This window comes from Leptolyngbya cf. ectocarpi LEGE 11479 (genome assembly GCF_015207065.1).
Lineage (GTDB): Bacteria > Cyanobacteriota > Cyanobacteriia > Phormidesmidales > Phormidesmidaceae > Leptothoe > Leptothoe ectocarpi.
On sequence record NZ_JADEXP010000198.1, the window covers coordinates 1 to 11,892 of the forward strand.

Genomic DNA, 11,892 nt, shown 5'->3' on the forward strand with positions numbered 1-11,892 from the left:
GTCCGTTCGAGCAACTCAATGGCTTCCGATATCATGACGATTGGATGCGTAACTTGTTAATTGCCTCGTCTCTCAACGGGAGGAGACCGTTACCTCAATCTCCTCACACAAACTGAGGTGGAATCAGGATTAATCGCCCCCATTGCTATACTGCAACCTATATTCCCCTACCCAAACAATGCCCAAATGGTTTAACACCGCTGGTCCGTGTCAGCCCGATATCCACTACATGCTGTCTCCTACCCAGCGCTTTCCAGGGATAAAACGGATTATCAACCAGCGCGGCTACTTCGTCATCCACGCCCCGCGCCAAACCGGCAAGACCACAGCCATGCTGGCCCTGGCCCAAGAACTAACCGCAAGCGGAGAGTATGCCGCTGTTATGGTCTCTGCCGAAGTCGGACAACCTTTCAGCCAAAATCCTGGCAAAGCAGAAATCGCCATGCTCGATGCCTGGCGCGGTGCAGCTCAGTTTGACTTGCCCAAAGAACTACAGCCTCCACCCTGGCCTGACACTGGCGAAGGTCGTCGCATTGGTGCCGCCCTGCAAGCATGGTCTAATGTCTGCCCCCGCCCGTTGATACTATTCATCGATGAAATTGACGCTCTGATGGACGATGCTCTCATCACTATGTTGCGTCAGCTAAGAGACGGCTATCCCCGCAGACCCGGCAACTTTCCACACTCCCTCGCACTTATCGGTCTTAGAGATGTACGCGACTACAAAGTTGCCTCGGGTGGCAGCACTCGCCTACAAACGGCCAGTCCGTTCAATATTAAAGTTAAGTCGCTCACCTTACGGAATTTCAATCAGTCAGAAGTCACTCAGTTATATAAACAGCACACTGAGGAAACTGGACAACAGTTCACGTTAGACGCTATGCAAACAGCGTTTGAACTCACTCAAGGCCAGCCATGGTTAGTGAACGCTTTAGCAAAGGAAATTGTTGAAGAACTGGTGCCTCAACCTCAGCAGACTGTTGAAGTTTCGCATATCCATGAAGCCAAAGAGATCTTAATTCAGCGACAAGATACTCATTTAGACAGTCTAGCTGAACGCTTACGAGAGGAGCGAGTGAGAGCAATTATTGAACCTATCCTGGCAGGTCAGTCTCTACCCGTTATTCCTAACGAAGATCTGCAATATGTTTTGGATCTAGGCTTATGCCGCTTGGCCAATGGTGGGGGCATTGTCATTGCTAACCCGATCTATCAAGAAGTCTTACCACGGGTCCTAGCGAAGGTTCCCCAAGCCTCGCTACCGATGATCGCTCCATCCTGGCTGAACGATCAGGGAGAATTAATTCCAGACGTTTTGCTCACGGCATTTCTCGCTTTTTGGCGACAACATGGTGAGCCTTTACTCAAAAGTGCTCCCTACCATGAGATCGCTCCTCATTTAGTGATGATGGCTTTTCTCCATCGCGTCGTAAATGGTGAGGGGACTCTAGAAAGAGAATATGCTATCGGCACTGACCGTATGGATCTTTGTTTACGCTATGGTACCGTCACTCTTGGTATTGAACTAAAGGTCTGGCGACAGGGACGTCCCGATCCGCTAGCCGCTGGGTTAGTCCAGCTAGACAGGTACCTGGCAGGCTTAGGGTTAGAGTCGGGATGGCTAGTAATCTTTGATCATCGGCAGGGCCTGCCACCGATCGCAGACCGCACCCTATCCGAAACGGCTAGTACAGCCAATGGCAGAAATATAACTGTCATTCGCGGATAATTCGCACCATTAAAAAAGGGTGAGCATTGCCCACCCTAAATCAGTTCAAACGCCTTACAAACGAAGACCTATGCGGCCACCTTTACCTTGAAAACCAGGCGCTCGTTTTCTTCTTCGACAGAAATAGTGTCACCACCTTTATAGTCTCCTCGAAGAATCCCCTTAGCGATATTAGTCTCCAACTCTCGTTGAATCGCACGCTTTAGCGGTCTTGCACCATAGACGGGGTCGTAACCAACATCTGCAACAAAGTCTAACGCTTCTTCAGACAGCGACAGCCCAATCTTCTGCGCGGCTAACCGTTTTTCTAAGCTCTTGACCTGCAGCTTGACAATTTCTCGTAGCTGAGACTTTTGCAAACTGTGGAAGATAATCATCTCATCCACGCGGTTGAGAAACTCAGGTCGGAAATTAGAGCGCAGCGAATCCATCACCCGGCTTCTCATTTCTTCGTAGCGGCTGTCGTCACCCGCCACGTCGAGAATAAACTGGGAACCGATGTTGCTGGTCATGATAATCACCGAGTTCTTGAAGTCCACGGTACGCCCCTGGGAGTCGGTGACGCGACCATCATCGAGAATCTGTAGCATGATGTTAAACACATCGGGATGAGCCTTCTCGATTTCGTCAAACAGAATCACTGAGTAGGGCCGACGTCGCAATGCTTCGGTTAGCTGACCGCCTTCGTCATAGCCGACATACCCCGGAGGCGCACCGATGAGACGAGACACCGAATGTTTCTCCATATATTCCGACATGTCAATGCGGACGATGGCTTCTTCGGTATCAAACAGATAGCTGGCCAGGGCCTTAGCTAGCTCGGTTTTACCTACACCGGTCGGGCCAAGAAAGATAAAGCTGGCGGTGGGTCGGTTCGGATCGGCCAGACCAGCACGCGATCGCTGAATGGAATCAGCCACAGCCGTCACCGCTTCATCCTGACCAATCACCCGCTGATGCAGCTCGTCTTCTAGGTGTAGCAGCTTGGCCATTTCTGACTGAACCAGCTTGCTAATGGGAATACCGGTCCACTTAGAAATAATCTCGGCAATATCTGCCTCGGTGACTTCTTCTCGTAGCAGCGTTTTCCCGCTAGCCTGAGATTCGGCCAGCTGTTCTTCTGCCTGGGAGACTTTTTCCTGTAGCTCGGTGAGCTGGCCATACTTAAGCTCAGCCGCCCGATTATAGTCATACTCTCGCTCAGCCTGGGCAATCTCAATGTTGACTTTGTCGATCTCTTCTTTGATCACTTGAATCTGATCAATACCGTCTTTTTCTGACTGCCATTGGGCATTGAGCGTACTTTGCTCTTCTTTGAGATTAGCAAGTTCTCTCTCTATCCGCTCTAGCCGCTCGACAGACCCAGCATCGGTTTCGTTTTTGAGCGATAGGCGCTCCATTTCTAGCTGCAGAATCTTGCGATCAACCTCGTCTAGCTCCTCAGGCTTAGAGGTAATCTCCATCTTGAGTTTGGCGGCGGCTTCATCCACCAGGTCAATGGCTTTGTCGGGTAAAAAGCGATCGCTAATATACCGGGTTGACAATGTGGCCGCCGCCACCAACGCATTGTCCGCAATGGTGACACCGTGGTGTAGCTCATAGCGTTCTTTGAGACCGCGCAAAATGGAAATGGTGTCGGGCACCGTGGGCTGGTCGATATACACCTGCTGGAAACGGCGCTCTAGGGCGGCGTCTTTTTCGATGTACTGGCGGTATTCATCTAGCGTTGTGGCTCCAATACAGCGCAGCTCACCACGGGCCAGCATGGGTTTAAGCAGGTTACCGGCGTCCATGGCCCCCTGAGTCGCCCCAGCACCTACTACAGTGTGGATTTCGTCAATAAATAGGACAATTTGCCCCTGGGAGTCGGTGACTTCTTTGAGCACGGCTTTGAGACGCTCTTCAAACTCACCGCGATATTTGGCTCCGGCAATTAGAGCCCCCATGTCGAGGGCAATTAGTTTGCGATCGCGCAACGACTGGGGCACATCGTTATTAATTATCCGCTGCGCCATACCCTCAGCAATGGCCGTCTTACCCACCCCCGGCTCACCGATCAGCACCGGGTTGTTCTTTGTCCGTCGCGACAAAATCTGAATCGTCCGGCGAATTTCATCATCCCGGCCAATCACCGGGTCTAGACGCCCCTCACGGGCATACTCGGTCAGGTCCCGACCATATTTCTCAAGCGCTTCATATTTACCTTCAGGGTTTTGATCCGTCACCTTTTGATGGCCTCGTACTTGTTCTACAGCGGTCTTGAGCTGCTTGGCGCTGATGTTCGCCTCCCGCAGCAAGGATTTACCAAATCGAGCATCGTCCGGATAACCCAGCAGTAAATGTTCGATGGAAATATAGTCGTCTTCAAACTCTTTGCGGAACGCCTCAGCGCGATCGAGTAACGTATTGAGCGCCCGCCCTAAATATAGATTGTCGCTTTGCCCCTTAATCTGGGGTTGTTTACGCAGAAACGTCTCAGTCGTCGTGCGCAAAGCACTGACCGAGGCCCCCGCTTTTTGAAAAATGCGGCTGGCCAGCCCATCTTCGTCCAGCAGTGCTAACATCAGGTGCTCAGTTTCAATGTTCTGATGTTGCCACTGTTTGGCTAAATCGGTCGTGGTTGCGATCTCAGCCCATGCCCGTTCTGTAAACTGATTTGGATTTGATGGTTGCATAGCCCAGCCTCCTGTCGCCTGTTTGCATTCTAGGCAAAGACCAACGGAGGAGATGATCGGTGTTCCCCCTGCCAACAGGTAGGTATTGCCGCCCATAGATAAAAAGTCTTCACTGGGACCAGGAAAAAAAACGTCCCTGACGTCCGTAACGGCTAATCAAAAGCGGGTATGTTACAAATAGGTGCTGAGGGGCAAAAAAGCAGATTTTTTAGGGCCTGACTTGATATCTCAACAGAAATCTGTATTTTGAAGAAGTGTGTTGACTAGCTAGACGTTTTGCCAAACCTTCCCCCACGAGACTCTGGGCCGCTGCATTCCGCACTGCGTCAGACGCTATATTCCACCTACCGCGAGCAGCAACCGCTACAAAGGCTGTCTCGCACGTTTTCGCCACTAGAATTTATCCGTTTTCTGAGCTATATCGACTTCCATACGGTAAAAGCTGTCATCCGAGCCACATTCCAGCGCCGACTACCCAGTTTAGCCTCTGAAATGGCCTACAACGCCATGCTGGGTCTATTTCCTGGCATTCTGGCTCTGGTTACTGCCATTGGCCTGGTCAATTCTTTAGAGGATACGTTTAATGAATTAGCCCAAAGGCTCGGAGAGATCGCCCCCGGAGCCGTCAGTGAACTGATTCAAAACTTTGCGGCAGAGGTGAGCGCAGGTGGCAACAAAAGCCTGTTTTCGTTAAGCTTTGCGATCGCACTATGGGCCTCATCCGGTGCCATCAGCGCCGCCATGCGTGCCCTAGACGAAATTCACCAAATTCCTGTCGAGCAGCGCCGCCCCTTTTGGAAAGCGCGGCTGCTATCCATTGGCCTCACCATTGGGACCATCCTGCTGCTGCTGACAGCCTGCTACTTGGTCTTTATCAGCGACATTGTGATTCAAGAGCTGGCCCGGCAAAGTGGTGAAACCATACAGGAATGGGTACGCATAATTTGGCAACTTTTAAGATGGCCCTTGACCCTGGGCATTGTGTCCTCTGCCTTTGCGTTTGTCTATCGCTTTGGTCCCAGCCGCTGGACCCGTGGGAAACCGCTGATGCCCGGTGCTGTGGTTGCAGCCCTATCCTGGGCGCTACTCTCCGCCTCATTTCGCATGTATGTGGCCCAGTTTGGCAATTACAACAAGGTGTACGGTGCCATTGGTACGGTCATCATCCTGCTGCTGTGGTTATTTTTGACCTCCCTGGTGATGCTGATTGGCGACCAGCTCAACGTCATTGTCGGGGAACTCATGATCCATAGCCCTCGCCTCCCCCTGCGCAGACAGCACTACCCATCTCAACACAGTGACTACCGCACCTCCGGCCATGTACCAAGCTTAGATAAATCGACCATCAATAAGGACCGCCATCGGTAGGGCGCCCTAGGAAGCCAGGATCTTTACCTCATCCCCCACAGCCAGAGTCCCTTCGCCATGGGCGATCAAATTTTGGCCAAACCAAATGGCATGGTCCCACCGTCGGTAGGTGGCCAACGTCTTTAAAGGCTCCTTACCCTGCTCACCCGTAGATTGCTCCACCCCGGGAATCGAGCAGCGGGAACAGGCCTTGGCCACATCAAACACAATGTCGCCGATTTTGATTTGTTTCCAGGTATCTTCAGCAAACGGCTCACAGCCCGTTACCACCAGATTGGGCCGAAATCGATTCATGGGCACTGGCTGCTGTAAGCGCTCATTTAAATCTGCCAGTGAGGCTTCAGAAATCAATAAAAACGGATAGGCATCGGCAAAGCTATTGGGCGTCTCAAAACGACCGTGATCCGTGGGGCGATGGGTGCTATCGGGCATATAGACCAGCTGCGCCTCAAACCCTAGAAAATCACTCAGCCATTGGGCCGCTTCATGGCCCATGGACCAAGCAGTACAGCCATCACCCCACACATCCACCTCCACTGGGTCGGCGGCCGCTGGCACGACAGGCAGCTCCAGGGAGGTCGCGCCATCACCCGCAATACTCAGACGTAGCGTGTCTCCTATGTCCACCTGAATCAGGGCCATTTTCGGAAATTTGCGCTGGGTGAGAAACTTGCCGTTGCGATCGCACACCATCCATCGGCGGTCATGCAACAGCCCTCGCGCCGTTACCAGGGACTGACTCAACGTAATCCCAGCCGTCGATTTAATCGGGTATGTGGTTAAATCACTCAGCTGTACCGAAGCCATGGCTATTCTCCTAGGACGGTTATCCGACTAGCGGCTTGGTTCAACCGCCGCAAAATTATCTATAACTTAAGAGTAGGCTCCCGTAGCAAACATTGCCGATCTAGACGATGGGCAATGCTTGTCCCGTCACCACCCTAGGATCTTAAAACAGCAGCACCATGGAAAAGCTTTACGCAATGGAAGACGCCCAGCGGATTTTGCAACTTGCGATCGCGCAGGAAACTGAATCGGGTGAACTCTCCCACCAACAGCTGCTAGAAATCGCGGAAGAGCTGAACATCAGCCCAGCCACCCTGCAAATAGCAGAACAAGAGTGGCGCATTATGAAAGGCCAAGCCGAAGATCACCGTCTTTTCCAGCACCAGCGCCAACAGCGGCTACAAAGTCAGGTGGTGCGCTATGGCATTGTCATTAGCTTTTTAGTCGTTATTGATTTTCTTACGCCTGGCGGTACGTTGCTCGGTCACCTCGGGTTTTCGCTCTATGTTGCTTTGTTTTGGGGGCTGGGCCTATCGCTCAAAGCCTGGCGCATGCTGCAAACCTCAGGCGAGCGCTACGAACGCGACCTGACCAAATGGCGGCGCAAGCGCAGCATGCAGCAAACCCTCGATGGCGTGGTCAACCGCTTTTTAGGATCCGCCTAGAGCCGTTAGCGTTTAAAGCTGATGTAAAGCCTTAGCTAAGATTTTTGAGCAGTTATCATTCACCACAAACTGTTACAAAGCTGACAACCAGCGCCCATTATGGCCCCGATTCTTTTTTAAGGATCGGGGCTAAAACTATAGAGACTATAGGGTCAGGCCATTTTTCATAAATTTTCCTTGTAGATGCCCAGATTAGTTGCACTTTTTTGGCAATCCTGCAATGATACGAAACACAAGGTTGGTTGTGTGTTCCTTGGTTTTCAAAAATTAGCTGCGGGTATGATTGTTGCTAGACAGGTCATACCCGCAGCTAATCTGCTTTAAAGCAGCATGACATCCCAATGGGAGAATCTTCAGCTAATTCCGCCGCTAGCCCGCCCAGCCCTCAACGGCGATTTATCCAAGTTTGCCAGTATCGTAGCTGCCAGCGTTTCCATTCAGCAGACGTACTAGCAGCCCTTAAGCAGCACGCCCATGCCGACCTCATGGTATCGGCCAGTTCTTGTTTAGGACAGTGTGGTTCAGGGCCAACCGTCCGAGTCGCCCCCGATAATGTCTGGTACTGTCGGGTGCGCCCCCGTGACGTTGACGAGATTCTAGAGCAGCATATCCACCAGGGGAAACCTGTCAAACGGTTGCTACATCCCAGATTTCATCCTGATTACAGCAGGCTGATGGCGCGCTTAGCAGACCAGCAAGACATCACGAGTGAGTCGCCTTAACCTAACGTTTCTCCCAGAAGCTTTATCTAAATATCCATTCCCCAGTGGAGAACCGGAGTACACTAGGAGAGTTGCAGCTACACCGCCCTGTGGAACTCTCCTGCAAAAGCGAATACGCCCTCCTGGCCCTATTAGAACTCAGCTTGCATTACGACAAAGGCGAACCTTTACAAATTCGCCAAATTGCAGCTCAGCAAAACATTCCTGATCGTTACTTAGAACAGTTGCTGGCTACCCTCCGCCGTGCGGGTTTTGTCAAAAGTCAGCGCGGTGCTAAAGGGGGGTATTTACTAACTCAAGCCCCCTGGAATGTGAGCCTCCTCGACGTTGTGAATTGTATCGAAGGTCTAGAAAAGAAGGACAATGGGAGCGATGCTGTACAAACAACGGAGCGGCAAGTGGTACGGTCCCTATGGCATGACGTACAGCAAGCCGCTAAAGATGTGCTGTCTGCTCATACTCTGCAAGATTTGGTGGAACAGCGCAACGCCAAGCATCAGGTTGATTTGATGTATTACATTTGACGCCTTGGGGAATGAACTATGCGGATCGCCCAAAATATCACTGAGCTGGTGGGTCGTACACCGCTGGTCAAACTGAACCGAATTCCGCAAACGGAGGGCTGTGTCGCCCAAATCGTTTTGAAGCTGGAGGGGATGAATCCGTCAGCTTCGGTTAAAGACCGTATTGGCGTCAACATGATTGCCACAGCAGAGGCCGCCGGTCAGATCCAGCCAGGCAAGACCACCCTGGTGGAGCCCACCTCCGGTAATACGGGCATCGCCCTAGCCATGGTGTCTGCCGCCAAGGGATATCGGCTAATTTTGACCATGCCAGAGACCATGAGTGCCGAGCGGCGAGCAATGCTGCGGGCCTATGGTGCCGAACTAGAACTCACCCCCGGCAGTGAAGGCATGGCAGGCTGTATTCAGCGAGCGCAGGAAATTGTGGCCTCTATCCCTGACGCCTATATGCTGCAGCAGTTTCGGAATCCGGCCAACCCCGATATGCATCGCCGCACCACCGCTGAGGAAATCTGGCAGGATACTGAGGGCCAGGTGGATTTTTTGGTGGCGGGTGTGGGCACAGGGGGCACCATTACGGGGGTGAGTGAAGTCCTCAAACGTCGTAAGGAGGACTTTCAAACCATTGCGGTGGAACCGGACAATAGCCAGGTCCTGACGGGTGGCAAACCAGGTCCCCACAAAATTCAAGGGATTGGTGCGGGTTTTGTACCCGAGGTGCTAGAGGTCAAGCTGATTGATGAGGTCATTGCGGTCACCGATGACGATGCGATCGCATTTGGTCGTCGCTTAGCCAAAGAAGAAGGTATTTTGTCAGGTATTTCCAGCGGAGCCGCGCTGTGTGCAGCCATTGAGGTGGGTCGTCGTCCTGACAACGCTGGCAAATTAATCGTGGTGATCCAGCCTAGCTTTGGAGAGCGCTATCTCAGCACACCCCTGTTTCAAGATCCATCGCTGACATCACACCTAGCCAATGCTCGCTAACCCCATCAATACAGCGACTTCTACCCATTCCACAACAGCGCCATAGGTATCGCCGGTATGGCCACCCAGTCTCCGGTTGAGCCAACTGGCTAACAGCCACGAGCAGGCGATACCGACACCTGCAGCAGCTACGGCCTGCTGCCAGGAAATCCATGGCGTCGTCAAAGCGGTTAATCCTAACAGCCCCACGGCCCAGGGCAATGCCTGCCAGCGTGAGGGCAGAGCCTGTTTATGAAACGCCCCCTTGCCGTCCGGTTTGAGATACGGATAGCTACCAATGGCCCACTGCTGACCCCAACGGCCCCAGGCGGCGGCGGCCACCAGAGCAAACCAACGACCGTGCAAGATCGCAGCTAGGGCAGCTGTTTTGAGCAGGAGAATTGCGATCGCAACTATCGCCCCAAATGCCCCTGTACGACTATCGGTCATCACGGCCAAACGTCGCTGATCATCTTGCACAGCGAGACCATCAGCCGTGTCCATGGCTCCATCCAGATGGAGTCCACCCGTGAGCCACACCCCCACCAACACCACACAGGCACTCCGTAAAAGCGATGGCATAGCCAGACCTAACAGCAGGTCTAACCCTGCTAAAAGACCACCTAGCCCCAGACCGATTATGGGTACGACCCCAGCAACTCGATCAAACGCTACCGGCCACCGAGAGGGTAACGGCAGCCGAGTATAAAACAATACAGCACCATTCAATACAGCCCATTGCCCATACCCTATCCGAACAATGCGCTCAATCCACCGTCCCATCAGATGCCCCAGAACACTTCAGAACACTGGAAAATAAGGACTCATAAGGGTTAATCACAGGAGGATACGGCCTATGGATCCCCTCAAGTAGCCGATGGATAGAAACTCATATTCAGTATTCTGGCTGAAGGCAGTCCGAGAATTTGCTGAAATAATGTAAACACAAATGGCTAAAGCCCCTCAGCAAGATTATTTTCGCCTTTGGCGTTCCAAATAATCAGATTTCATCTATCTTGAGTATAGATTGTTATTAGCCTCGGTGTTTTACGGGTCTACTGTTAATTCAGCAAGCCCATCTACCGACCCTGTTATGAGCTACCAACCTTCAACAACTTCTTTTCCAGCACCATGCCTTGTTGATATAGGCACGGTTATCAACAAAAAAGATATGGTGCGCATCCTGCAGCATCTCGGGCGTGTCCGGTATATCCACAACCAAGAGGAACAAGTTCTCAAAGAGGGCGAAGGATACGTAGTCGAAGTCTTTAGCGATCCACAACAGGCAACACTAGTCGCCAACAGCAGCCTTTATCTCAACGTCGGCAGCTTTGACTATATGGAAATGGGTCAGCTGGGGGACAATCAACCCTATTTTGATCTGGTTCAAGATAATCGCTGCCTCCGGATTCTACCGTTATCTAATCCCCTCACAGAGCGCAGCACCTGCAGCATCAGTGATGCCACCCTAGAGGCTATGCTAGCCGAAGCCCTGACCGCGCGATGGGATGCCTGCTTAGATGATGACAACAATAATTTTGCTGGCTAGCCGCTTGTGCCTGCTGTCTAAAATCTAGTACGGTTGCTCACAACAGTATATGCAACCCCTAAGACACCCTACAGTAGGACAGCGCTAACCGTTGGCTATCGACCATTTCTCCTTTGAGCATCAGGCCTCTTGCTCCCACACCCTGGCTAGAGCGGGCATATTTCACACACCTCACGGCCCCGTCCATACACCACGATTTATGCCAGTGGGCACACTGGCCAACGTCAAAACTGTCACGCCAGCACAGCTACACGATGCGGGCGCTCAGATGGTCTTGGCAAACACCTACCATCTCCACCTGCAGCCTGGCGAAGATTTAGTAGCAGAAGCAGGCGGTCTCCACCAGTTCATGGGATGGGATGGCCCTATACTGACCGACTCTGGAGGGTTTCAGGTCTTTAGTCTGAGTAAGATTCGTACCATTGCCGAGGAAGGGGTAACGTTTCGCTCCCCTCGCGACGGACGCATCATTCACATGCCTCCGGAAGCCTCTATCCGCATTCAAAATCAGCTGGGTGCAGATGTGATTATGGCCTTTGATGAGTGCCCACCCTACCCTGCTGATCGGGAAGCCGTTGCAGCGGCCACACAGCGCACCTACCGCTGGCTCAAGCGCTGCATAGAGGCTCATCAGCGTAGCGATCAGGCCCTATTTGGCATTGTGCAAGGGGGCGTTCACCTAGATTTACGACGAGCCGCCGCCGAGCAACTCGTGGGGCTAGACTTACCTGGTTATGCCATTGGCGGTGTCAGCGTGGGTGAGCCCCCAGAGCTGATTGAAAAAATTGTGCAAGCAACGACGCCTCTCCTGCCACCTGATAAACCTCGATATCTGATGGGGGTGGGCACCTATCGCGAAATGGCCCAAGCCATTGCCGCTGGTATGTATTTATTTGACTGTGTTCTTCCTA

General features: G+C 52.4%; 11 protein-coding genes. 8 read left to right on the plus strand and 3 right to left on the minus strand.

Annotation, left to right across the window (positions count from 1 at the left end; all coding sequences use genetic code 11):
- Positions 1-178: 178 nt before the first annotated feature.
- A complete protein-coding gene (locus IQ260_RS19055) occupies positions 179-1,729 on the plus strand; it encodes an ATP-binding protein (protein WP_193994685.1) in 1,551 nt (516 codons plus the stop codon).
- Positions 1,730-1,797: 68 nt separating this feature from the next.
- Here IQ260_RS19055 and clpB read toward each other — a convergent pair whose 3' ends face one another.
- Positions 1,798-4,404 (minus strand): ATP-dependent chaperone ClpB, encoded by a 2,607-nt coding sequence (gene clpB, locus IQ260_RS19060; RefSeq protein ID WP_193994686.1) that lies wholly within the window; start codon positions 4,402-4,404, stop codon positions 1,798-1,800.
- Positions 4,405-4,680: 276 nt separating this feature from the next.
- Here clpB and IQ260_RS19065 point away from each other — a divergent pair, with 276 nt between their 5' ends.
- Positions 4,681-5,772 carry a YihY/virulence factor BrkB family protein gene (locus IQ260_RS19065; protein WP_193994687.1) on the plus strand — a complete coding sequence of 364 codons (1,092 nt, stop codon included), beginning with the start codon at positions 4,681-4,683 and terminating at the stop codon, positions 5,770-5,772.
- Between the two features lie 6 nt (positions 5,773-5,778).
- Here IQ260_RS19065 and IQ260_RS19070 read toward each other — a convergent pair whose 3' ends face one another.
- On the minus strand, positions 5,779-6,579 hold the full coding sequence (locus IQ260_RS19070; protein WP_193994688.1) for an MOSC domain-containing protein: 801 nt from the start codon (positions 6,577-6,579) through the stop codon (positions 5,779-5,781).
- Between the two features lie 158 nt (positions 6,580-6,737).
- Between IQ260_RS19070 and IQ260_RS19075 the strand changes: the two genes are divergently transcribed.
- The 4 genes from IQ260_RS19075 (at position 6,738) to cysK (ending at position 9,453) form a co-directional block, all read left to right on the plus strand.
- Positions 6,738-7,223, plus strand: coding sequence for a 2TM domain-containing protein (locus IQ260_RS19075; RefSeq protein ID WP_193994689.1), 486 nt, complete (start codon positions 6,738-6,740; stop codon positions 7,221-7,223).
- Positions 7,224-7,564: 341 nt separating this feature from the next.
- Entirely contained in the window at positions 7,565-7,945 is a 381-nt protein-coding gene (locus IQ260_RS19080) for a (2Fe-2S) ferredoxin domain-containing protein (protein ID WP_193994690.1), read from the plus strand.
- A gap of 44 nt (positions 7,946-7,989) precedes the next feature.
- Positions 7,990-8,469: an RrF2 family transcriptional regulator gene (locus IQ260_RS19085; protein WP_322744998.1), complete on the plus strand. Its 480-nt coding sequence runs from the start codon at positions 7,990-7,992 to the stop codon at positions 8,467-8,469.
- Between the two features lie 18 nt (positions 8,470-8,487).
- Positions 8,488-9,453, plus strand: a complete 966-nt coding sequence (gene cysK, locus IQ260_RS19090; protein ID WP_193994691.1) for a cysteine synthase A — start codon at positions 8,488-8,490, stop codon at positions 9,451-9,453.
- Here cysK and cobS read toward each other — a convergent pair.
- The gene (cobS, locus tag IQ260_RS19095) at positions 9,436-10,215 is read right to left on the minus strand and encodes an adenosylcobinamide-GDP ribazoletransferase (RefSeq protein ID WP_193994692.1); all 780 of its coding nucleotides are present in this window, start codon (positions 10,213-10,215) and stop codon (positions 9,436-9,438) included. The genes cysK and cobS overlap by 18 nt on opposite strands.
- Before the next feature lie 388 nt (positions 10,216-10,603).
- On the opposite strand from cobS, the gene IQ260_RS19100 reads away from it, so the two are divergent.
- Positions 10,604-10,981, plus strand: a complete 378-nt coding sequence (locus tag IQ260_RS19100) for a hypothetical protein (RefSeq protein ID WP_228016259.1) — start codon at positions 10,604-10,606, stop codon at positions 10,979-10,981.
- A gap of 91 nt (positions 10,982-11,072) precedes the next feature.
- Positions 11,073-11,892 (plus strand): tRNA guanosine(34) transglycosylase Tgt (gene tgt, locus IQ260_RS19105; RefSeq protein ID WP_193994694.1); only part of this gene is annotated, 820 nt, incomplete at its 3' end.

Coding starts and splice junctions, on each gene's coding strand:
- IQ260_RS19055 (WP_193994685.1), top strand. CDS start 179: ATGCCCAAATGGTTTAACACCGCTGGTCCGTGTCAGCCCGATATCCAC.
- clpB (WP_193994686.1), bottom strand. CDS start 4,404: ATGCAACCATCAAATCCAAATCAGTTTACAGAACGGGCATGGGCTGAG.
- IQ260_RS19070 (WP_193994688.1), bottom strand. CDS start 6,579: ATGGCTTCGGTACAGCTGAGTGATTTAACCACATACCCGATTAAATCG.
- IQ260_RS19075 (WP_193994689.1), top strand. CDS start 6,738: ATGGAAAAGCTTTACGCAATGGAAGACGCCCAGCGGATTTTGCAACTT.
- IQ260_RS19080 (WP_193994690.1), top strand. CDS start 7,565: ATGGGAGAATCTTCAGCTAATTCCGCCGCTAGCCCGCCCAGCCCTCAA.
- cysK (WP_193994691.1), top strand. CDS start 8,488: ATGCGGATCGCCCAAAATATCACTGAGCTGGTGGGTCGTACACCGCTG.
- cobS (WP_193994692.1), bottom strand. CDS start 10,215: ATGGGACGGTGGATTGAGCGCATTGTTCGGATAGGGTATGGGCAATGG.
- IQ260_RS19100 (WP_228016259.1), top strand. CDS start 10,604: ATGGTGCGCATCCTGCAGCATCTCGGGCGTGTCCGGTATATCCACAAC.